Source organism: Methylobacterium sp. C1 (assembly GCF_001854385.1).
GTDB classification, from domain to species: Bacteria; Pseudomonadota; Alphaproteobacteria; order Rhizobiales; family Beijerinckiaceae; genus Methylobacterium; species Methylobacterium radiotolerans.
Genome location: NZ_CP017640.1, coordinates 4,314,944 through 4,336,970, shown reverse-complemented (window position 1 = coordinate 4,336,970; position 22,027 = coordinate 4,314,944). Strand labels below are relative to the sequence as shown.

Sequence of the window (22,027 nt, the reverse complement as noted above, 5' to 3'; positions counted from 1 at the left end):
AGGCTGCCTCTCAGGAACCCGTCGCGACCGCCCGGGCCGGGTCGGCGCCCCATTCCGACCAGGAGCCGTCGTAGAGGCCCCGGGCGGGGCGGCCCATGGTCTCCAGCGCCAGCGCGATGATCGCCGCGGTCACGCCGGAGCCGCAGGTGGTCACGATCGGCCGGTCCGGATCGACGCCGTTCTCGGCGAAGACGGCCTGCAGCTCCTCGGGGCTCTTCATCCGGCCATCGCGCTGGAGGGCCGCGTAGTGCAGGTTGCGGGCGCCGGGCATGTGCCCCGGCCGGACACCGGGGCGGGGCTCCGGCTCCTCGCCGCGGAACCGCGTGCCCGAGCGGGCATCGACCACCTGCGCCGAGCCGGTCTCGAGGGCCCGGGCGACGTCGTCCGCGTCCGCCACGGCGCCGTGGTCGAGGCGAGCGGTGAAGTGCCGGCGCTCGTGCGGGCGCGGCTCGCCCTCCTCGGTCGGGTAGCCCGCCGCCACCCAGGCCGGCAGGCCGCCGTCCAGGACCAGCGCGTCGCGCACGCCGAAGGCCTTGAGCATCCACCAGACCCGCGGGGCCGAGAACAGCCCCTGTCCGTCGTAGACCACGATCTGCATGCCGTCGCCGATACCGAGCGCGCGCATCCGCGCCGCGAACACCTCGGGCCGCGGGAGCATGTGCGGCAGGTTCGACTCGGTGTCGCTCATGGCGTCGAGATCGAAGCGGCGGGCGCCGGGGATGTGGGCCGCGCGGAACTCGGCCTCGGGATCGCGGCCCGCGGCCGGGAGGTACCAGGAGGTGTCGAGCACGACGATGTCGGGGGCCGCGAGGCGGTCGTGCAGCCATTCGGGTGACACGAGGGGCGCTTGGGCCATGGTCGGCGGATCCGGCTCTGTTCGCGTTGCGGGCTCACAGAACCACAGGTCGCAGCGCGTTGCACGTCCGGGCCGCCGCGGGGCGGCGGCGTTCGAGCGGATTCGTCAGCCGCGCCGATGCCGGCCGATGCCAATCGAGCGCGCGTGGGAACACGGAGCTACGCATCCTGCACCGTGGTCCGATGCATCCAGCGCAGGCTGGTCTTGTTTTAAAGAGCCGTAACCCCAGTTACGACACCATGATGACGCCAATCGCGTCGGCCGTACGGCCGGCATCGTGTTGGCCGCCCCGGACGCTCCGCTCGCGGACGCGAAACGGGGCCGTCGCCTGAACGAGATGCGTTCAAACCTTCCCTGTCTGCCCGGGCGCCCGACCCACCGTGCAGGATGCTTATTGAGCCGATCGATACCATGAATCAACTCGTCCGCATGTCCCAGATCGGCGACGCCGAGACCGTCGAGGAGCCCTCGGCCGACCTGCGCGTGCCCTTCGCTCAGTCCGGCGCCTTCGTGTGCAAGTACATCATCGGTGAGCCGAACGACCGCGCCGTCTGCTGCGGCGCCCCCGTGTCCGACGGCAAGAGCTGGTGCGCCTATCACCGCCGCATCGTGTTCGAGCCGACCCGCCCCGGCCGCATCCGCTGAGGCCGGTCCTGCCGTATCCCCTGTCGTATCCCCTGGACCATGCCGGCCGTCACTGCGTCCGCATGATCTGGATGACCGCCGGGGTGATGATGACCACGAACAGCACGGGCAGGAAGAACAGGATCATCGGGACGGTGAGCTTCGGCGGAAGCCCGGCCGCCTTCTTCTCGGCCTCGTTCATGCGCATGTCGCGGCTCTCCTGGCTCAGCACGCGCAGCGCCTGACCCACCGGCGTGCCGTAACGCTCAGCCTGGATCAGCGCCGTGGCCACGGATTTCACCGGCTCGAGCCCGGTGCGCATCACGAGGTTCTCGTAGGCCTGGCGCCGGTCGGGCAGGAACGACATCTCGGCGGTCATCAGCGCGAGTTCCTCGGCCAGCACGACCGAGGACGTGGCGATCTCGGTGCTCACCTTCCGGAACGCGTTCTCGATCGCCATGCCGGATTCCACGCAGATCAGCGTGAGGTCGAGGGCGTCGGGCCACGCCTTGCGGATCTCGGTCTGGCGCTTCTTGGCGGTATTTACCAGGAACAGCTCCGGCGCCTTGATGCCCATGTAGGCCGCGCCGATCACTAGCCCGAACCGCATGAGGTACGAGGCGTCGAGCACCTCCAGCACGAACAGGTAGAACAGGGCCGCGATCACCGCGACCACCGGCACGACGAGGCGGAAGAACAGGAACGCCGTCTCCGCCCCCTGGCCGCGATAGCCCGCCTGCATCAGCTTGCGCTTGGCGGTGTCCGTGCCGAGCCAGCGGCGCAGCTGGTACCGCTCGACGATGGACTTCATGTAGGCCTTCGGCTCCGTGCGCAGCGTCGCCCGGTTGCCGGTCCGCTCCGCGCTCAGCCGCTCGCGCCGCCGGATCTGCTCTCGCTCGTCGCTGACGAGCTTCATCCGCTTGCCGAGCCGGTCGGTCTCCAGGAAGGGCTGCGCCACCGCGTAGGCGGTCGCGGCCGCCGCGACGGCGGCCAGGACCGTGCCCATGAAGCGCGGATCGAACAGCTTCTCGGCGATGGCGTCGATCATCGGGCGGGATCCGGAAGACGGCGCACCGCGCCTAGAACTCGAAGGCGATCATCTTCTTGATCGTGAAGATGCCGATGGACATCCAGATCGCCGCGCCGACCAGGGCGATCTTGCCCGTATCGGTGGTCCAGAGCAGCGAGATGTAGTCGGGGCTGGTGAGGGCGGTGATGCCCGCCACCGCGAAGGGCAGGCAGGCGATGATCGAGGCCGAGGCCTTGGCCTCCATGCTCATCGCCTGGACCTTGCCGCGCATCTTGGCGCGGTCGCGCAGCACCGTGGACAGGTTGTTCAGCGCCTCGGAGAGGTTGCCGCCCGATTGCTGCTGGATGTTGATCACGATGGCGAAGAAGTTCACCTCGGCGGTGGGCACCCGCTCGAACAGGCGGGTGCAGGCCTCGCCGAGGGACAGGCCCATCGCCTGGGTCTCGACCACGGTCCGGAACTCGCTGCGCACCGGCTCCTCGGCCTCGCGCGAGACCATGCGGAAGCAGTCGCCCACCGGGATGCCGGTGCGGATGCCGCGGACCACCACGTCGACGGCGTTGGGCAGCTCCTTGTTGAATTTCGCGATGCGCTTGAGCCGCAGGTGGCGCAGCAGATAGGCCGGGAGGCCGAAGCCGCCCGCGAAGGCGGCGCCGAGCGCCGCCAGGGCGTTGTCGGTGATGACGAAGAGCAGGAGGCCGAAGACGACGCCGCTCAGGGCCGACATCCCGTAGAAGGTCTGCTTCGTCCATCCGAGGCCCGCGCGGGCGAGCTTCAGCTCGACGCTGGCCTTCGAGGCGCCCTTGGCCTTCGCCTCGATCTCGCTCAGCGTCTTGGCGACCTGCTCGCGTCGGTTGACCGCCACGCCCCGGGTCGCCGCTCCCGAGGCCGAGACGCTGATCGACTTCAGGCGCTTGTTGGCCCGGCGCTCGCCGCCGAGCAGGGGCAGGACCGCCACGTAGGCGACGGCGGCGACCGCGATGCCGACGAGGCCGGCGGCGATCGGCAGGTTGGAGGCGTCCGCCATCGGCTCAGTTCCGGTCGATGACCTCGGCAGCGTCGAGCGCCTCGCCGAGTCGCTGTTCCAGGCCGTAGTAGCGGGCGCGCTCCCAGAATTTCGGCCGGCCGACGCCGGTCGAGCGGTGGCGCCCGATCAGCTTGCCGTTCGCGTCCTCGCCGACGATGTCGTAGAGGAACACGTCCTGCGTGGTGATGACGTCGCCCTCCATGCCGAGAACCTCGGTGATGTGGGTGATGCGCCGGGAGCCGTCGCGCAGGCGCATGGCCTGGATCACGACGTCGATCGAGCCGCAGATCATCTCGCGCAGGGTCCGCGAGGGCAGCGAGAAGCCGCCCATCGAGATCATCGACTCGATACGCGACAGGCACTCGCGCGGGCTGTTGGCGTGGAGCGTGCCCATCGAGCCGTCGTGGCCGGTGTTCATCGCCTGGAGCAGGTCGAAGGCCTCCGGTCCGCGCACCTCACCGACGATGATCCGCTCGGGACGCATGCGCAGGCAGTTCTTCACGAGGTCGCGCATGGTGACCTGGCCCTGGCCCTCCATGTTGGGCGGCCGCGTCTCCAGGCGCACCACGTGGGGCTGCTGGAGCTGCAGCTCGGCCGCGTCCTCGCAGGTGATGACCCGCTCGTCGTGCTCGATGAAGGCCGTGAGGCAGTTGAGCAGCGTCGTCTTGCCCGAGCCGGTGCCGCCCGAGATGACCACGTTGCAGCGCGACTGGCCGATGATCTTCAGGACCTCGGCGCCCTCGGGCGAGATCGCCCCGAAGCGCACGAGCTGCTCCAGGGTCAGCTTGTCCTTCTTGAACTTGCGGATGGTGAGCGCCGGGCCGTCGATCGCCAGGGGCGGCGCGATGACGTTGACGCGGGATCCGTCCGGCAGGCGCGCGTCGCAGATCGGCGAGGCGTCGTCGACGCGGCGCCCGACCTGGCTGACGATCCGCTGACAGATGTTCATCAGCTGCTGGTTGTCGCGGAACCGCACACTGGTCAGCTGGATCTTGCCCCCGACCTCGATGAAGGTCCGGTGGGCGCCGTTGACCATGATGTCGGCGATATCGTCGCGGGCGAGCAGCGGCTCCAGGGGACCGTAGCCCAGCACGTCGTTGCAGATGTCGTCGAGCAGCTCCTCCTGCTCGGAGATCGACAGGACGATGTTCTTGAGCCCGATGATCTCCGTGACGATGTCGCGGATCTCCTCGCGCGCGGTCTCGGCGTCGAGGCGCGAGAGCTGCGTCAGGTCGATCGCCTCGATCAGGGCGCCGAAGATCAGGCTCTTCGTGCGGTAGTAATCCTCCGAGCGCGCGGTCTCGACGACGACCGGGGCCGCCGGTGCCGGGCGCGAGGCCGCCGCCGGCGCGTCGCGCAGCACAGGCGTGGCCGGCGCCGGGATCCGCGCCTGCGGGATCGGCGGGGGCGCCGCCGACGCGCCGCCGGATTGACGCCTACCGAACATGGGTCAGATCCCCGACGCTGACCCGCGGCGCCTGCCGGGCGAAGGATCGCGTCCCCATCAGGATGCCTTGCGGCCGGAAAGCTTGGCGAGCAGCGGCTCCAGCAGGCTCGGACGGCCGCGCCGGCTCTCGGGGCGCCCGAGGGTCATGGCCGCCAGATCGTTGAACAGCTCCGCCACCTTCGAGCCCGCCTGGATCTCGGCGATCATCTGGCCATTGTTGGCCGCCGTGCCGAACAGGGTCGGCTCGAACGGGATCGTCAGGGCGACCGGAGCCTCCAGGGCCTTGGCGAACTCGGCGGTGCCGATCTCGGGCCGCTTGGGCACGCCGACGCCGTTCAGCACGATGCGGGGCGGCTGGTCGTTCGGGCGGCCGTGCTTCAGCGCGCCGAGGAGGTTCTTGGCGTTGCGCAGGCAGGCGAGGTCGGGCCCGGCCACGATCAGGATCTCGTCGGCCGCCGTGAGAACCCGCTTCGACCACGCGTTCCACTGGTGCGGGATGTCCAGGACCACGCAGGGCACGCTCGCCCGCATGTGCTCGATCAGAGTGTCGAAGGCCGGCTCGGACAGGTCGATGGTCCGGTCCAGGCTGGCCGGGGCCGAGAGCAGGCTCAGGTTGTCGCTGCACTTGGACAGCAGCCGCTCGACCAGGGCGGAATCCAGGCGCTCGGGCGCGAACACCGCCTCGGCGATGCCCTGGGGCGGATCCTGGTTGAAGTTGAGCGAGGCGGTGCCGAAGGCGATGTCGAGATCGGCGATCACCGTCTGGACGCCCTGACTCCGGGCCACGGACCACGCGAAATTGTGCGCCACGGTCGAGGCGCCGATGCCGCCCTTGACGCCGTAGACCGCCACGGTCCGTCCCACAGGCTTCACGCCCGGGGCCGTGAACAGGTCGGAGATCGCCGCGATGAGCGTCAGGGGCTCGACCGGCGCCATCAGATAGTCGGACACCCCGCGCTGGATCAGCTGCCGGTAGAGCATCACGTCATTGACGTGGCCGATCACCAGGACGCGGGTGCCCTCGTCGCAGACCTCGGCCAGGGCGTCGAGGCACTCGATCGGCTTCGAGCGCGCGCCCTGGACCTCGATGAGGATGACGTTGGGCGTCGGCGCGTGCCGGTAGGCCTCGATCGCGGCGGCCCCGCCGCCCATCCGCACCTTGACCTGCGCCTTCTGCATGCGCCGGTCGAGGGCCGCGCCCTCGATCATCGCCGCGGTCTCGCCGGTCTCGCAGAATGCCTGGATGGTGATCCGGGGCACCGGGGCGATCGTGCGCTCGGTCGTCTCGGACAGCTCTGCCATGACGGCGCTTTCGGGTTCGCGTGCGGGGCGCGGCGTTGCGGTCGGCGGCGGGGCTGCCCATCCCCGACGCCGGCTGTCTCAGTTCGTGACCTGGGACTTCACGGCGGTCTGCCCATCTTGCCGCCATGTGGTTGACGGATCCTTGCCATCCCGCAACTGGCCAATGTCCCGGACCCGCTTGACCGTGTCGATGCGGCCCTCGGGCCGGCCGCGCACGAGGTCGACCGGGTCGGCGACCTGGGCGGCTACGTTGGACTGCGTGGCGCAGCCCAGGTTCCAGCTCGGCCGGTTGTTGTAGTCGATCGCGAAATTGCTGGTCCCGAGGTCCTGGGGCCAGAGGCCGCAGGCGTCGGCCACCTTGGCCTGCATGCGCTGGAAGCTCAGACGGATCGGCGAGGCGAGGGTCGGCGCGGCCACCGCGTAGCCGGTGACGGTGATCTCGCGGCCGTTGACGCCGTTCTGCGTGCCGAGCCGGCCCAGCACCGACGCGGTCCGCTCCACGGCGACGATCTGGTCGGCCGGGACGCCCTGGGGCACCTGCATCAGCAGGCTTCCGCGGCCGTAGCGCCGGTATTCCAGCATGAAGGCGTCGACATCGGTCGCCTGGCGCGGGTCCAGATGACCCGTGCCGGTGGGGAACACGTCGAGGCTGCGGGTCCCGTCGGTCAGCACGATCGGGTGGCGCGCGCGGTAATCCGTTATGTCGATGCCGCCGGTCGTGGCGGGATCGCTCTTGCAGGCCGCCGCGAGGGTGCCCAGCGCGCAGGCGGCGAGCACGCTCGCGGCGCGGCGGGGCAGGGCGGGCGTGTGACGTCCGGTCATGGGTCCGATCCTGGGGGCGCGGCGGGGCTGCGGGGCGCTACTCGACGATGAAGCCGACGCGGCCGCGGTAGGCGCGGCCGAGCGGCGCCGCGGCGGTCGCGCCGGGCGGGGCGACCTTGCCGTAGATGCGGTTGATCTGGCCGAGCAGCACCGTCTGCCCGTCGCTGGCGTCGACGAAGTTGTCGTCGGGCCGGCTGACCTGCTTCGGCTCCATCGGCCGGGCGATGTAGGGCGTGCACATGATCATCAGCTCGGTCTCCTGGCGCTGGTAATCGCGGGAGCGGAACAGCGCGCCGAGGATCGGGAGGTTGATCAGGCCGGGCAGGCCGGCGATCGCCTGCTTGTTGAACTGCTGGAGCAGGCCGGCGGTCATCATCACGCCGCCGGAGGGCAGCTCGACGGTGGTCTCTGAGCGGCGCACCCGGGTGCCCGGCACCGCGACCGAGGTGTTGCCGATGACGTAGCTGAAGCTCTGTTGGGTATCGATCTCGGTCACGTCCGTGGCGACGCGGATCGAGATCCGGTTGTCGGCCAGCACCGTCGGGGTGAACGACAGGGCGACGCCGTAGGGCTTGTAGGTGATGCCGGGCGAGCAGACGCCGCCGACCGCGCAGGTCGCCGAGGCCGGGACCGCGAACTCGCCGCCGGCCAGGAACTTGGCGGCCTCGCCCGAGATGGCGGTCAGCGTCGGCTCGGCCAGGATGCGCGAGACGCCGGCCTGCTCGAACGCCTTCAGGGTCGCCTGGAGCGAGAAGCCGCCCCCCTGCACGGAGGCCTGGATCAGGTTTCCGCTCGGCGTGTTCGTGTTGATCGGGAAGGGCAGGTTGTTGGTGATCACGTTCGGGTTCATCGCCGGAACCTGCGTGGCCGCCGCGGTCCCGCCGTTCACGAGCGTCTGCCCCAGGTTCCCGACCGGGTTCAGCGCCGCCCAGTTGCCGGTCATGTTGATGCCGAACTGCTTCACGACGTTGCGGGACACTTCGACCACGGTGACGCGGAGCATCACCTGATCCTTGTTGCGGATCGTGAGATTGTTGATCACCGCGCCCCGCGACCCGGCGGCGACACCGCCGCTGGCCGCCCCGGCCGGCCCGGCGGCCCCGCCGCCGCCCAGGCCCACGAAGGCGTTGGCGATGTCGATCGCCTGCTGCGCGTCCGACGAGGAGTTGACCGCCCCCGACAGGAGCACCGAGGCACCCGAGGAGCGCACGTCGAAGCGCCCGCCCGGGATGCTCTGGCTGAGCAGCTCGCGCAGGGTCCCGAGGTTGAGGTCCCGCGCCACCGTCACGTCGAGGGCGGCGATCTGGCGGCCCTCGGCATCCATGATGAAGATCGAGGTCGCGCCGTCGGCCATGCCGATCACGAAGACCTTGCGGGTCGAGCGCACCACCGCGTTGGCCACCGCGGGGTTGGCCACGAACACCTCCTTGGCGTCCCGCGGCAGATCGACGATGACGGAGCGGCCGGCGGTCAGCTCGACCCGCCGGGTGGTGTTGGCTTCCGCGGCCCCGACCGTCAGGACCGGTGCGGGACCGAAGGTCTGGCGGTCCTGGGCGGAGGCCGGCCCGCTCAGGGCGGCCAACAGGGCGAGGGCGCCGGCCGAGCGGCGGCGCGGGCCGCGGTCGGAGCGCCGCGGCGGGCGGGCGTCGGGCAGCGAAGCGGGCGGAGGAGCGATCATGGCGGTCACGGCGTCTGCTGCCGCGCGACGCCGAAGCGCACCACGGTCAGGGCGGGTTCGGGCATCTGCGCGGCGGACGCGTCGGCCAGCGGCGTGGCTTCGGGCGGCCGCCCGGCATCGGCGAGGCTGCGCAGGGAGAGGGTCAGGGCGCCGACCTTCTGGGCGAGGGCCAGGGTCTCGGCCTGCGCGGGCGTGACGGCCAGCGTCGCGGTCTCGCCGGTGACGACGTTGGTGCCGTTCTTCTCCTGGACCAGCTGACCGATCGCCAGGACGCGGATGTCGGTCAGGATCGTCTGGGAGAGCTGCACGTCGCTGTTGTTGGCCCGCGAATTGGACTCGTCGCGGAAGGTGCGGATCACGTCGACGCGGTCGTTCGGCAGGATGAAGCCGCCGGCCGAGTTGGTGCCGCGGCTGTCGGTGACGATGGCGACCGCGCGCATGCCGGGCGGCAGGATCGCCGCCATGAAGCCGCTCTCCGGGCGCACCAGCTTCTGGGCGCGGATCGGCTCGCCCGTCAGGAAGCCCGAGCGCACGGACGCGCCCACGGTCTCCTCGAGGGCCTTGGGGTTGATCTTGCGGGTCATGTAGCCGTTGGCCACGGCGCCGTCCGGCCAGGGCTGCCAGCGCAGGTCCGCGGCCCGGAGCACCTGGCCCATGGGCATGTCGATGGCGGCCACGAGCACGTCGGTCGTCGGCTGCGGCGGCGCCTCGGCCGCCGGCGGCGGTGGCGGCGGTGGCGGGTCGCCGCCGCTCATCAGGAAGGCCGCCCCGGTCCCCGCCGCGAGGGCGATACCGAGGACGGCGAAACGGGCTGGGTTCATCGCATCGCCACGCGCCGGAGACGGCCGGATTGCCGTCCATGACCGGAACCTGCGCGGGGATTCGTGTAATTATGGTTAAGGTATTATAACCTCTGCCGTTGTCGCCGGTCCGGAAACGGGGCGACCGGAACCGCGTCACAATCCGCGGAATCCTTCAGCCTCCGCTCGACCTCGGCCGTGGCGCAGCGCCGGGTCGTCCCCTATCGTGCCGCCGGAACCGCCTCAGAAGCGGGCACTCGGGCGAACCGGGGGGAGACATGATCAGGACAATCGGCGGCGCGGTGCTGGCGACCGCCCTCGCGGGGACCGCGCTCGGCTCCGCCCCGGCGGCCGCGCAGGGAAGCTTCTCGGACAACGCGATACGGATCGGCATCCTCAACGACCAGTCCGGCCTCTACGCCGAGTACGGCGGCCAGGGCTCGGTCGAGGCCGCCCGCATGGCGGTGGAGGACATGGGCGGCAAGATCGGCAGCGTGCCGATCGAGATCCTCACGGCCGACCATCAGAACAAGCCCGACATCGCCTCGGCGATCGCCCGGCAATGGTACGACCGCGACGGGGTCGACGCGATCATGGAGCTGACCACCTCCTCGGTGGCGCTGGCGGTCCAGGGCCTGTCCAAGGAGAAGAAGAAGATCACCATCACCACCGGGGCGGCGACCAGCGACCTCACCGGCAAGGCCTGCACGCCGTACGGCTACCACTGGGCGTTCGACACGCGGGCGCTGGCGGTGGGCACTGGCGGCGCGCTGACCCGGGCGGGCGGCAACACGTGGTTCTTCCTCACCGCCGACTACGCCTTCGGCTCGGCGCTGGAGGCCGACACCAGCAAGGTGGTGATCGCCAACGGCGGCAAGGTGCTGGGCAGCGTCCGGCACCCGCTCTCGAACCAGGACTTCTCGTCCTTCCTGCTCCAGGCGCAGGGCTCGAAGGCCAAGGTGATCGGGCTCGCCAATGCCGGCCTCGACACCTCGAACGCGATCAAGCAGGCGGCCGAGTACGGCATCGTCGAGGGCGGGCAGAAGCTCGCGGCCCTGCTGTTCACCCTCTCGGAGGTGCACGGGCTCGGACTCAAGGTCGCCCAGGGCCTGACGCTCACCGAGGGCTGGTACTGGGACGCCAACGACGAGACCCGCGCCTTCGGCCAGCGCTACATGAAGCGCACCGGCCGGATGCCCAACATGATCCAGGCCGGCACCTACTCGGCGGTCCTGTCCTACCTGAAGGCCGTCAAGGCGGCCGGCACCGACGAGACCGACGCGGTCAACGCCAAGCTCAAGGAACTGCCGGTGGACGACGTCTTCGCCCATGGCGGGATCGTGCAGCCGAACGGCCGCATGGTCCACGACATGTACCTGTTCGAGGTGAAGAAGCCGGCCGAGTCGAAGGGTCCGTGGGACCTCTACAAGCTGATCTCGACCATCCCCGGCAAGGAGGCCTTCGCCACCCCGGCCGAGAGCGGCTGCCCGCTGACGGCGGCGAAGTAGGGACGAGGGAGGGGCGCAGATGCCCCTCCGTCATCGCGAGCGCAGCGAGGCGACTGAGCGCTACGCGGCCTCGGAGAGCGTGGCGCTGCTCAGGCGTCTCGCTCCGCTCGCGGAGACGACGGCGCTCGCGGGCCGCCGATAGGACGCCGTCGTCAGCCCGCCCAGACGCGCCGGTACAGCGCCACGATCTCGTCGGCGGTGGGCTCCACCGGGTTGTTGGCCGGGGAGCCGGAGGCCAGCGCCTGGGCCGCCATGGTGGGCAGCAGCGCCTCCCAGCGGGCCGGGTCGATCCCGTATTCCCGCGGCCCCGGCACGTCGAGGTCGTCGTTCAGTGCCTCGAGCTCGGCCACCAGGGCCGACACCGCCGAGCGATCGTCGGTGTCGGGGCCGGCGATCTTCATGGCGCGGGCACAGGCGGCGTACCGGTCGACGGCGGCCGGGGCCGAGAAGGCCGTCACCGCCGGCAGCAGCATCGCGTTCGAGAGCCCGTGCGCCACGTGGAAATGCGCGCCGATCGGCCGGCTCATGCCGTGGACCAGCGCCACCGAGGCGTTCGAGAACGCGATGCCCGCCTGGGTGGCGCCGAGCATCATCGCCTCGCGCGCCGCCCGGTCGCCGGGATCGGTCCAGACCCGGCGCAGGTTCGGGGCGATCAGCCGCATCGCCTGCAGCGCCAGCCCGTCCGAGAACAGGTTCGACTTGCGCGAGACGTAGGCCTCGATCGCGTGGGTCAGGGCGTCGATGCCGGTGTCCGCCGTGAGCCGCTTCGGCTTGGTGAGCGTCAGCTCGTAATCGACCAGGGCCGCGACCGGCAGGTAGGCGAGGCCGATGCAGAGCATCTTCTCGTCCGAGGCCTCGTCGGTCACGATGGTGAAGCGGGTCGCCTCCGAGCCGGTGCCGGCGGTGGTCGGGATCGCCACGATCGGCAGGCCGGACTCGTCCTGCTGGCGGGGCGCCTTGTAGTCGCGCATGTGGCCGCCGTGGCGGGCGAGCACCGCCACCGCCTTGGCGGTGTCCATCGGGCTGCCGCCGCCGAAGCCGACCACGCAGTCGAAGTCGCCCGCCTGGAGGGCCGCCAGCGCCGCCTCCACGGAGGCGACGGTCGGGTCCGGCACGGTCTCGGAGAAGATCGTGGCACGCGCGCCCGCCGCGGTGAGCCGCTCGAGCAGCGTGTCGGTGCGGCCGCTGCCGGCGAGGTAGGGGTCGGTGACCACGAAGGGGCGCGACAGGCCGAGCTGGCCGAGCACCTCCGGCAGGAGCCGCGAGGCGCCGGCGCCGACGCGCATCAGCCGGGGCAGGGCGATCGAGGCGACCATTCTGTTGCTTCTCCCTCCCGGCGCCTCTGCTGGTCCGCCGGGACGGCGATCTTAGGACCTGCGCGCGCCGGGCGAAACTGCCGGCGCTTACACTGCCGGCCCGGCGAACAGCGCGGCGGCGGCCTCCACCTCGCCCGCGATGAAGCCCGCCACCGCGCGGATATGGGCCGCCTTCCGGTGATCCTCGTGGATGTGCATGTGGAACGAGCGTGTCAGGGCTACCGCCCCGGGCAGCACCGGCACGAGACCCGGATGGGCCGCCGCGATGAAGGCCGGCAGGACGCAGAGGCCCGCGCCGCCGAGCGTCGCGTGGACCTGGGCCAGGAGGTTGGTGGAGCGCAGCCGCGCGGAGACCGGCGGCCCCAGGGCGCCGAGATAGTTCAGCTCGCGCGTGAACAGCATGTCCTCGATGTAGCCGACGAAGGGATGCCCCGAGAGGTCCCCGACCTCCGCGATCGGCGCGGCCCCCGCGAGGTAGGATTCGGCCGCGTAGACGAGCAGCCGGTAATCGGTCAGCCGGCGCGCCACCACCCGCGCCTGCTGCGGGCCCGAGAGGCTGATGACGATGTCGGCCTCGCGCTTCGACAGGCTGAAGATCCGGGCGGTCGCCATGATCTCGACCTCCAGCCCCGGGTGGCGGGCGGTGAGCCGGTGCATCCGGGGTGCGAGGAACACGCTGCCGAACCCGTCCGGCGCGCCGATCCGGACCGTGCCGGAGACCGTCTGGGCGGCCTCCGTGGCGGCGCTCGCCGACAGGAACGCGCTCTCCATGGCCTCCGCGACGCCCAGCAGGTTCGCGCCGTCCTCGGTGAGCGCGTAGCCGAGGTTGCTGCGGTGGAACAGCCGGGCGCCGAGCCCTTCCTCCAGGGCACGGATCCGGCGCCCGACCGTGGTGTGCTCGGTGCCGGTGCGGGCCCCGGCAGCGCTCAGCGTTCCCGTCCGCGCCACCGCGAGGAAGAAGCGGAGGTCGTCCCAGTTGGGCCCCGTCCTGGCCATGGCCGCACCCTCGCTGTGCATCGATGCACGACGACTGTAAGCGCATCCGGCTTTATCGCTCAAGCGATCCTGATAGGGTGCGCCAAAATCGAACGCCACATCACAGGGAGGCGCGCGTGCGCACGATCGGGCATTACATCGGCGGCCGGAACGTCGGCGGCGAGAGCGGACGGTTCGCGGACGTCTTCCATCCCTCGACCGGCGAGGTCCAGGCCAAGGTCGCCCTGGCCAGCAAGGCGGAGCTCCGCGCCGCCGTCGAGAACGCCAAGGCGGCGCAGCCGGCGTGGGCGGCGACCAACCCGCAGAAGCGGGCCCGCGTGATGATGCGCTTCCTGGAGCTGATCCGCGCCGAGAACGACTCGCTCGCCGAACTCCTCGCCTCCGAGCACGGCAAGACCGTGCCGGACGCCAAGGGCGACATCCAGCGCGGCGTCGAGGTCGTGGAGTTCGCCTGCGGCATCCCGCACCTGCTCAAGGGCGAGTACACGGAAGGGGCCGGGCCCGGCATCGACGTCTACTCCCTGCGCCAGCCGCTCGGCGTGGTCGCCGGCATCACGCCGTTCAACTTCCCGGCCATGATCCCGCTGTGGAAATGCGCCCCGGCGATCGCCTGCGGCAACGCCTTCATCCTGAAGCCGTCCGAGCGCGACCCGAGCGTGCCGATCCGCATCGCCGAGATCTTCCTGGAGGCGGGCCTCCCGCCGGGCATCCTCAACGTCGTCAACGGCGACAAGGAGGCGGTCGACGCGATCCTCGACGACGAGGACATCAAGGCGGTGGGCTTCGTCGGCTCCTCGCACATCGCCGAGTACATCTACGTCCGCGCCGCCGAGACGGGGAAGCGCGCCCAGTGCTTCGGCGGCGCCAAGAACCACATGATCATCATGCCGGACGCCGACATGGGCCAAGCGGTCGACGCGCTGATCGGCGCCGGCTACGGCTCGGCGGGCGAGCGCTGCATGGCGATCTCGGTGGCGGTGCCGGTGGGCGAGCAGACCGCCGACCGGCTGATGGAGAAGCTGATCCCGCGGGTCGAGTCGCTCAAGATCGGTCCCTCGCATGACGGCTCGGCCGATTACGGCCCGCTCGTCACCGCCGAGGCGGTGGAGCGGGTGAAGAGCTACATCGACAAGGGCGTCGCCGAGGGCGCGCAGCTCGCGGTCGACGGCCGCGGCTTCAAGCTCCAGGGCTACGAGAACGGCTTCTACATGGGCGGCTCGCTGTTCGACCGCGTGACGCCCGACATGACGATCTACAAGGAGGAGATCTTCGGCCCCGTGCTCTCGGTGGTGCGGGCCAAGGATTACGAGGAGGCGCTGGCGCTGCCCTCGACCCACCAGTACGGCAACGGCGTCGCGATCTTCACCCAGGACGGCGACGCGGCCCGCGACTTCACCGCCCGGGTCAACGTCGGCATGGTCGGCGTGAACGTGCCGATCCCGGTCCCGATCGCCTACCACACCTTCGGTGGCTGGAAGCGCTCGGGCTTCGGCGACCTGAACCAGCACGGGCCGGACTCGATCCGGTTCTACACCAAGACCAAGACCGTGACGCAGCGCTGGCCGAGCGGCATCAAGAGCGGGGCGGAGTTCTCCATCCCGACGATGCGGTAGAGCGCGGCGGTTCGAGGTCGGGGGCGCGGGTCCCCTCTCCCGTGCGGGAGTGGGACGGGGTCAGGGGCGAGAACTCTCCGGACAGACCTGATCCCTCACCCCAACCCTCTCCCGAACGGGAGAGGGTGCACGCCGCGCCCCACGCGCCGGAGGTGCAGGCCCCGCGCGGTTGCGCGGTGAATCGGAGGGAGTGTCCATGAGTTTCGGGCTCGACGAGGACCGGACCGCGATCCGCGAGATGGCCCTCGGCTTCGCGGCCGAGCACATCGCGCCGCACGCCCTCGACTGGGACCGGGACAAGACCTTCCCGGTCGAGACCCTGCGGGCGGCCGCCGCCCTCGGCATGGCGGGCATCTACGTCCGCGAGGATGTCGGCGGGTCCGGCCTGTCGCGCCTCGACGCGACGCTGATCTTCGAGGCGCTCAGCGCCGGCTGCCCGACCGTGGCGGCGTTCCTCTCGATCCACAACATGTGCGCCTGGATGATCGACGCCTACGGCGACGACGACCAGCGCCGGCGCTGGCTGCCGTCGCTCATGGGCATGGAGCGGATCGCCAGCTACTGCCTCACCGAGCCGGGCTCCGGCTCCGACGCCGCGGCTTTGCGCACCCGCGCCGAGCGGGACGGCGACCATTACGTGCTCTCCGGCGAGAAGCAGTTCATCTCCGGCGCCGGCGCCAGCGACCTCTACGTCTGCATGGTCCGCACCGGCGAGGCGGGCCCTTCGGGCATCTCGGCGATCGTGGTGGAGAAGGGCACGCCCGGCCTCTCCTTCGGGGCCGACGAGCGCAAGATGGGCTGGAACGCCCAGCCGACCCGGGCCGTCCGCTTCGACGGCTGCCGCGTGCCGGTGGGCAACCGCCTCGGCGCGGAGGGCCAGGGCTTCAAGATCGCCATGAGCGGCCTCGACGGCGGCCGGCTCAACATCGCCGCCTGCTCGCTCGGCGGCGCGCAGGCGGCCCTCGACAAGGCGCTCGCCTACATGGGCGACCGGCGCGCGTTCGGGGCCAGGCTCACCGACTTCCAGGCGCTGCAGTTCCGGCTCGCCGACATGGCGACCAGCCTGGAAGTGTCGCGCACCTTCCTGCGCCACGCGGCCGCCGCGCTCGACGCCAAGGACCCGTCCGCGACCCAGCTCTGCGCCATGGCCAAGCGCCACGTCACCGACGCGGCCTTCGAGGTGGCCAACCAAGCGCTGCAACTGCACGGCGGCTATGGCTACCTCGCCGAGTACGGCGTGGAGAAGATCGTCCGGGACCTGCGCGTGCACCAGATCCTCGAAGGGACCAACGAGATCATGCGGCTGATCATCGCCCGCGGGCTGACCGGGGGGCGCCGATGAGCGACGTGATCGTCGAGCGGGTCGGCGCGCTGGGGCGCCTTCGGCTCAACCGGCCGAAGGCCCTGAACGCCTTGACGCATGGCATGGTGGGCGAGATCGACCGGGCGCTCGACCAGTTCTCGGCGGATCCCGGAATCGCCGCGGTGCTGCTCACCGGCGAGGGCGAGCGCGGCCTCTGCGCCGGCGGCGACCTGCGCTCCCTCTACGACAATCCCGGCACCGCCTTCGCCGAGACCTTCTGGCGCGACGAGTACAGGCTCGATTCCCGCATCGCCGCCTACGAGAAGCCGTTCGTGGCGGTGATGGACGGCATCACCATGGGCGGGGGTGTCGGGCTCGCGGGCCACGCATCGCACCGGATCGTCACCGAGCGCTCCCGCGTCGCCATGCCGGAAACCGGCATCGGCTACCTGCCGGATGTCGGCGGGACGTGGCTGCTGCCGCGCGCGCCCGGCGAGATCGGCACCTATCTCGGCCTGACCGGCGAGCCGGTCGGCGCCGCCGACGCGATCTTCTGCCGCCTGGCCGACGTCATGGTCCCGTCCGCGAGGCTGCCCAACCTCATCGACGACCTCCTGGCGCTCGATCCGGATGCCGGGCAGGAGGGCGTGCGGGACGTGATCGCCCGGTCCGCGCAGGACCCCGGCCCGGCGCCCCTGGCCGCGCACCGCGCGGTGATCGACCGCTGCTTTTCCTTCGACATGGTCGACGAGATCCTCTCGGCCCTCGAGGCGGACGGCTCCGACTTCGCCGCCACGACCCGGGCAACGCTGTTGACCAAGGCGCCGTCGAGCCTCGTCCTGACGCTGTGCCTCCTGCGCCTCGGCCGCGGCGCGCCGAACCTGGAGGCCTGCCTGGAGCGCGAGTTCCACGCCTCGCTGGCGCTGCTGGCGGAGGGCGACTTCCGCGAGGGCATCCGCGCCGCGGTGATCGACAAGGACAAGAGCCCGCGCTGGACCCCGCCGACCCTCGACGCGGTCGACCCGGCGCGGATCGCCCGCTGGCTGGAGAAGCGGGCGGCGCCGGTTTTTTCGGACGCGCGCACGGGGCCGGTGTGATGACGCGTCGCACGTTCCCACCCAAACCCTCGTCCTGAGCCGACGAAGCGTAGGCTTCGAAGGAGGGCTCCAGGAGCCGCTGTGATCCCTGGAGCCCTCCTTCGAGGCCCGCTTCGTCGGCTCAGGACGAGGACGCGGGTGGGAGACGCGAGGGACAACAATCAAGGGAGGACGGGATGGCACAGACCATCGGGTTCATCGGTCTCGGCAACATGGGCGGGCCCATGGCGGCCAACCTCGTGAAGGCGGGTCACGCGGTGCGCGGCTTCGATCTCGTACCGGCCTCGCTGGAGGCGGCGCGCGCCGAGGGGATCGCGGTCGCGGGCTCGGCCCTGGAGGCGGCCGAAGGGGCGGATGTCGTGGTCACCATGCTGCCGGCCGGGCGGCACGTGGTCGAGGTCTGGACGCAGCTCGTCGAGGCGCTGCCCGCCGGCACGCTGCTGATCGATTCCTCCACGGTGGATGTCGAGAGCGCCCGCAAGGCCCACGCCCTCGCCGCGGCGCGCGGCTGCCTGTCGGTGGACGCGCCGGTCTCCGGCGGGACCGGCGGCGCGAAGGCCGGAACGCTCACGTTCATGGCCGGCGGCGCCGAGGCCGCCTTCGACCGGGCGGAGCCGCTGCTGAAGGCGATGGGCAAGAACGTGTTCCATTGCGGCGATGCCGGCGCCGGGCAGGCGGCCAAGATCTGCAACAACATGATCCTCGGCATCTCGATGATCGGCGTCAGCGAGGCGTTCGCGCTCGGCGAGAAGCTCGGCCTGTCGCACCAGGCGCTCTACGACGTCGCCTCGGTCTCCTCGGGCCAGTGCTGGTCGCTGACCACCTACTGCCCGGTGCCGGGCCCGGTGCCGGCCTCGCCGGCCAACAACGGCTACAAGCCGGGCTTCGCCGCGGCGCTGATGCTCAAGGACCTCCGGCTCGCCCAGGCCGCCGCCATCGCCGCGGGGGCGGCGACGCCGCTGGGCGCCGAGGCCGCGCAGATCTACGGTCTGTTCGAGGGCGCGGGCCACGGGGGAGAGGACTTTTCCGCGATCATCCGTATGCTCCGCGGGCAGGGAGGCGAGTCGTGAGCGAGCCGTACGAGACGATCCTGACGGAGACGCGCGGGCGCGTCCTGCTGATCACCCTCAACCGGCCGAAGGCGCTGAACGCCCTCAACGCGCAGCTGACCCGGGAGGTGATCCGGGCAGCGACCGAGGCGGATGCCGATCCGGGGATCGGCTGCATCGTCGTCACCGGCTCGGCCAAGGCCTTCGCGGCCGGCGCCGACATCAAGGAGATGCAGCACGCCACCTACGCGGAGATGTACGCGGGCGACCGGTTCGCCGACTGGGAGCGCTTCGTCGCCGTGCGCAAGCCGATCATCGCCGCGGTCGCAGGCTACGCGCTCGGCGGCGGCTGCGAGCTCGCCATGATGTGCGACATCATCCTGGCGGCCGACACGGCGCAGTTCGGCCAGCCCGAGATCAAGCTCGGGGTGATGCCGGGGATCGGCGGCAGCCAGCGGCTGACCCGCTTCGTCGGCAAGGCCAAGGCCATGGAGATGTGCCTGACCGGCCGGATGATGGACGCCGCCGAGGCGGAGCGCGCCGGTCTCGTGTCGCGGGTGATCGCGGCCGACCAGCTCCTCGACGAGGCGCTGAAGGCGGCCGAGACCATCGCGTCGATGTCGCTGCCGATCGCCATGATGACCAAGGAGGCGGTCAACCGGTCCTACGAGACCACGCTGACCGAGGGGATCCGGTTCGAGCGGCGGGTGTTCCACGCCATGTTCGCCACCAAGGACCAGAAGGAGGGCATGGCCGCCTTCGTGGAGAAGCGGCCGCCCCGGTTCGAGAACACCTGAACGCGGCCCGCCCCGGCGGGAGGGGCGGGGAGCGAGACCATAAGACAGGGAGGGGAACGACCATGCCGAGCTTCCGGGAGGCCCGCGACCTTCTGCTGGCCCATCGCACCGACTACGCCGCCGCCGTCTCGGCCTTCGCGTGGCCGGATCCGGTGCCGTTCAACTGGGCGCTCGACTGGTTCGACGCCGTCCTCGCCGGACCCGAGAGCCGCGACCGCGCCGCCCTGCGGATCGTCGAGGCCGGCAGCGGGGCCGAGCAGAGCCTGACCTTCGGGGAACTCGCCCGCCGCTCCGGCCAGGTGGCCAACCACCTGCGGCAGCTCGGCCTGAAGCGCGGTGACCACCTGCTCCTGCTGCTCGGCAACGTGCCGGCCCTGTGGGAGACCATGCTGGCCGCGATGAAGCTCGGCGCCGTGGTCATCCCGGCGACCACGCTGCTCACGGCCGACGAGCTCGCCGACCGCCTCGCTCGCGGGCGCCCGCGGGCGATCGTGGCCGGCCCGGAGCAGATCGCGCGGTTCGCCGGCCTCGACACGGGTGGCGCCGTCCGCCTCGTCACCGGGGCTCCGACGGAGGGCTGGGCGGCCTACGACGACGCGTTCGAGGCGTCCGAGACCTTCGCGCCCGACGGGCCCACCGGCGCCGACGACCCGCTGCTCCTCTACTTCACCTCCGGCACCACGGCGAAGCCGAAGCTGGTGCGCCACAGCCACCGCTCCTACCCGGTGGGAGCCCTCTCGACGATGTACTGGCTCGGGCTCCAGCCGGGGGACGTGCACTGCAACGTCTCCTCGCCGGGCTGGGCGAAGCACGCGTGGTCCTCGTTCTTCGCGCCCTGGAATGCCGGGGCGACGATCCTGGTGATCAACCAGGCGCCGTTCAACGCGGCCGCACTGCTGGCGCAGCTGGAGCGCACCGGCGCCACCACGCTCTGCGCGCCTCCGACCGTCTGGCGGATGATCATCCAGGAGGACCTGACCGGGAAGCGCCTCGCCCTGCGCGAGGTCTGCGCGGCGGGCGAGCCCCTGAACCCCGAGGTGATCGAGCGCGTGAAGACCGCCTGGGGCCTCACGATCCGCGACGGTTACGGCCAGACCGAGACCACGGCGCTCATGGCCAACACGCCGGGCCAGCCGGTCGTGCCCGGGGCGCTGGGCCGACCCCTGCCGGGCTACCGGGTCCGCGTCCTCGACCTCGACGGCCAGCCGGCCTCCGAGGGCGAGGTCTGCCTCGAACTCGGGGCCCACCGCCCCGCCGGCCTGATGCAGGGCTACGACGACGGCCAGGGCAACCTGTCGGGCGCCGCCGGCGACCTCTACCACACCGGCGACGTCGCCTTCGTGGACGAGCAGGGCTGCTACACGTTCGTGGGCCGGGCCGACGACGTGTTCAAGTCGTCGGGCTACCGGATCAGCCCCTTCGAGCTGGAGAGCGTGCTGATCGAGCACCCGGCCGTGGCCGAGGCGGCGGTGGTGCCGGTGCCCGACCCGATGCGCCACACCATCCCGAAGGCCTACGTGTCCCTGGTGGCTGGAGCCATCCCGGGGCCCGAGACGGCGCTCGACATCTTCCGCTTCACCAATGCCCGGCTCGCGACCTTCAAGCGCCTGCGCGGGCTCGAATTCGTCACCGATCTGCCCAAGACGATCTCGGGCAAGATCCGGCGGGTGCAGCTGCGCCGCCTGGAGCACGAGGGCATCACCGAGGATCCGCACCGGGGCCGCGCCTACACGCAGGCGGACTTCCCGGAGCTGAAGGGCGAGGCCGAGCGCAAGCTCGACCAGACGGCGGGGTGAGCGATTCCGCCCCGTGATCGCGGGCGCGGCGAGGCGACCCAGGGCAGCGCGAGATCGGTCGGCGCGGCGTGGCCCCGGATCGCTTCGCTGCGCTCGCGATGACGGCGGCGGCGCGCCTGAAGGCTCGGGTCTACGGGCGACGAAACCTCAAGGTTTCCGGTTTCCGAAGCTGAAGCCGCCGATTTACTGGGGTTCTCAAGTCTCCCGTCGACGCTGTCGCGCCTGACTGGGCCCGCACCGGCAAATCGATAAAATTGCGCGCATCCGCTTCAGCGCCGCGGAGGCTCTGCGGCGCAATCCTGTCCTCAACAACGGGGACGGGTTCGATGGGCGCGGGGCTTCTCAGGACGGTTCGGGGGATGCTGGTCGGAGCGGCGACGCTGCTTAGCCTCGCCGCCCCGGCTCAGGCGCAGACGCTGGCGAGCCTGCCGACCGAGGCCGGTGCCAAGGTCCTGGGCGACGCCAAGCCGATCGCGGCCTGGGTGACGTTCTGCCAGACCTACGCGGCGGAGTGCGTGCTGGACCGGGGCGAGCCGGCCCGGATCAGCCTGACGCCCGCCACCTGGGCGACGATCGTGTCGGTGAACCGGCGGGTCAACAAGGCGGTCGAGCCGATGACCGACCAGGACCACCTGCACGTGGCCGACCGCTGGGACCTGGCCGAGGACGGCATCGGCGACTGCGAGGACTTCCAGCTGCTCAAGCGCCACATGCTGGCCGAGGCCGGGCTGCCGCGCCGCGCGATGCGCATGACCGTGGTGATCGACGAGAAGGGCGAGGGCCACGCCGTGCTGACGCTCATCACCGACCGGGGCGACCTCGTCCTCGACAACAAGACCAACGCCATCCTGCCCTGGCACAAGACCGGCTACGTCTTCATCAAGCGCGAGAGCCAGGACGCCGTCGCCTGGGTCTCCCTCGGCGGCGTCACCTCCCCGGTCACCACCGCCAACCGGTGAAGCGGCC

General features: G+C 71.1%; 20 protein-coding genes. 10 read left to right on the top strand and 10 right to left on the bottom strand.

Annotation, left to right across the window (positions count from 1 at the left end):
- Positions 1 to 10: 10 nt before the first annotated feature.
- Complete coding sequence (gene sseA / locus BKE41_RS20050; protein WP_024829120.1) at positions 11 to 856, bottom strand: 3-mercaptopyruvate sulfurtransferase; 846 nt, start codon at positions 854 to 856, stop codon at positions 11 to 13.
- A gap of 411 nt (positions 857 to 1,267) precedes the next feature.
- On the opposite strand from sseA, the gene BKE41_RS20045 reads away from it, so the two are divergent.
- Complete coding sequence (locus BKE41_RS20045) at positions 1,268 to 1,501, top strand: GcrA family cell cycle regulator (protein ID WP_020095642.1); 234 nt, start codon at positions 1,268 to 1,270, stop codon at positions 1,499 to 1,501.
- Between the two features lie 49 nt (positions 1,502 to 1,550).
- Here BKE41_RS20045 and BKE41_RS20040 read toward each other — a convergent pair whose 3' ends face one another.
- From BKE41_RS20040 to cpaB, 7 genes are all read right to left on the bottom strand, one after another.
- The gene (locus tag BKE41_RS20040) at positions 1,551 to 2,528 is read right to left on the bottom strand and encodes a type II secretion system F family protein (protein WP_012320729.1); all 978 of its coding nucleotides are present in this window, start codon (positions 2,526 to 2,528) and stop codon (positions 1,551 to 1,553) included.
- A gap of 31 nt (positions 2,529 to 2,559) precedes the next feature.
- Entirely contained in the window at positions 2,560 to 3,537 is a 978-nt protein-coding gene (locus BKE41_RS20035; RefSeq protein WP_012320728.1) for a type II secretion system F family protein, read from the bottom strand.
- 4 nt (positions 3,538 to 3,541) lie between these two features.
- A complete protein-coding gene (locus BKE41_RS20030) occupies positions 3,542 to 4,984 on the bottom strand; it encodes a CpaF family protein (protein WP_012320727.1) in 1,443 nt (480 codons plus the stop codon).
- A 57-nt stretch (positions 4,985 to 5,041) separates the two neighbouring features.
- The gene (locus BKE41_RS20025) at positions 5,042 to 6,286 is read right to left on the bottom strand and encodes an AAA family ATPase (RefSeq protein WP_012320726.1); all 1,245 of its coding nucleotides are present in this window, start codon (positions 6,284 to 6,286) and stop codon (positions 5,042 to 5,044) included.
- Positions 6,287 to 6,364: 78 nt separating this feature from the next.
- On the bottom strand, positions 6,365 to 7,108 hold the full coding sequence (locus BKE41_RS20020) for a CpaD family pilus assembly protein (RefSeq protein WP_029359322.1): 744 nt from the start codon (positions 7,106 to 7,108) through the stop codon (positions 6,365 to 6,367).
- Positions 7,109 to 7,145: 37 nt separating this feature from the next.
- The gene (locus BKE41_RS20015) at positions 7,146 to 8,786 is read right to left on the bottom strand and encodes a type II and III secretion system protein family protein (RefSeq protein ID WP_029359323.1); all 1,641 of its coding nucleotides are present in this window, start codon (positions 8,784 to 8,786) and stop codon (positions 7,146 to 7,148) included.
- Between the two features lie 5 nt (positions 8,787 to 8,791).
- On the bottom strand, positions 8,792 to 9,607 hold the full coding sequence (cpaB, locus tag BKE41_RS20010) for a Flp pilus assembly protein CpaB (RefSeq protein ID WP_024829123.1): 816 nt from the start codon (positions 9,605 to 9,607) through the stop codon (positions 8,792 to 8,794).
- A gap of 281 nt (positions 9,608 to 9,888) precedes the next feature.
- Here cpaB and BKE41_RS20005 point away from each other — a divergent pair, with 281 nt between their 5' ends.
- The gene (locus tag BKE41_RS20005; protein ID WP_085985359.1) at positions 9,889 to 11,094 is read left to right on the top strand and encodes an ABC transporter substrate-binding protein; all 1,206 of its coding nucleotides are present in this window, start codon (positions 9,889 to 9,891) and stop codon (positions 11,092 to 11,094) included.
- A gap of 19 nt (positions 11,095 to 11,113) precedes the next feature.
- Complete coding sequence (locus BKE41_RS32465; protein WP_012320721.1) at positions 11,114 to 11,236, top strand: hypothetical protein; 123 nt, start codon at positions 11,114 to 11,116, stop codon at positions 11,234 to 11,236.
- A gap of 10 nt (positions 11,237 to 11,246) precedes the next feature.
- Here the strand turns inward: BKE41_RS32465 and BKE41_RS20000 are convergent, their stop codons facing one another.
- Positions 11,247 to 12,410, bottom strand: a complete 1,164-nt coding sequence (locus tag BKE41_RS20000) for an iron-containing alcohol dehydrogenase (protein ID WP_012320720.1) — start codon at positions 12,408 to 12,410, stop codon at positions 11,247 to 11,249.
- Positions 12,411 to 12,497: 87 nt separating this feature from the next.
- The gene (locus BKE41_RS19995; protein ID WP_053621447.1) at positions 12,498 to 13,406 is read right to left on the bottom strand and encodes a LysR family transcriptional regulator; all 909 of its coding nucleotides are present in this window, start codon (positions 13,404 to 13,406) and stop codon (positions 12,498 to 12,500) included.
- 116 nt (positions 13,407 to 13,522) lie between these two features.
- On the opposite strand from BKE41_RS19995, the gene BKE41_RS19990 reads away from it, so the two are divergent.
- The 7 genes from BKE41_RS19990 (at position 13,523) to BKE41_RS19960 (ending at position 22,020) form a co-directional block, all read left to right on the top strand.
- A complete protein-coding gene (locus BKE41_RS19990) occupies positions 13,523 to 15,019 on the top strand; it encodes a CoA-acylating methylmalonate-semialdehyde dehydrogenase (protein ID WP_012320718.1) in 1,497 nt (498 codons plus the stop codon).
- Positions 15,020 to 15,215: 196 nt separating this feature from the next.
- A complete protein-coding gene (locus BKE41_RS19985; protein ID WP_012320717.1) occupies positions 15,216 to 16,361 on the top strand; it encodes an isobutyryl-CoA dehydrogenase in 1,146 nt (381 codons plus the stop codon).
- Positions 16,358 to 17,419, top strand: a complete 1,062-nt coding sequence (locus BKE41_RS19980; protein WP_024829126.1) for an enoyl-CoA hydratase/isomerase family protein — start codon at positions 16,358 to 16,360, stop codon at positions 17,417 to 17,419. The genes BKE41_RS19985 and BKE41_RS19980 overlap by 4 nt, the downstream gene beginning before the upstream one ends.
- 176 nt (positions 17,420 to 17,595) lie before the next feature.
- Positions 17,596 to 18,489 carry a 3-hydroxyisobutyrate dehydrogenase gene (mmsB, locus tag BKE41_RS19975; RefSeq protein ID WP_024829127.1) on the top strand — a complete coding sequence of 298 codons (894 nt, stop codon included), beginning with the start codon at positions 17,596 to 17,598 and terminating at the stop codon, positions 18,487 to 18,489.
- Positions 18,486 to 19,265, top strand: coding sequence for an enoyl-CoA hydratase (locus tag BKE41_RS19970; protein WP_024829128.1), 780 nt, complete (start codon positions 18,486 to 18,488; stop codon positions 19,263 to 19,265). Before mmsB ends, BKE41_RS19970 begins: the two co-directional genes overlap by 4 nt.
- 62 nt (positions 19,266 to 19,327) lie before the next feature.
- On the top strand, positions 19,328 to 21,061 hold the full coding sequence (locus BKE41_RS19965) for an AMP-binding protein (protein WP_029359330.1): 1,734 nt from the start codon (positions 19,328 to 19,330) through the stop codon (positions 21,059 to 21,061).
- A 359-nt stretch (positions 21,062 to 21,420) separates the two neighbouring features.
- On the top strand, positions 21,421 to 22,020 hold the full coding sequence (locus BKE41_RS19960; RefSeq protein WP_199825802.1) for a transglutaminase-like cysteine peptidase: 600 nt from the start codon (positions 21,421 to 21,423) through the stop codon (positions 22,018 to 22,020).
- Positions 22,021 to 22,027 lie beyond the last annotated feature (7 nt).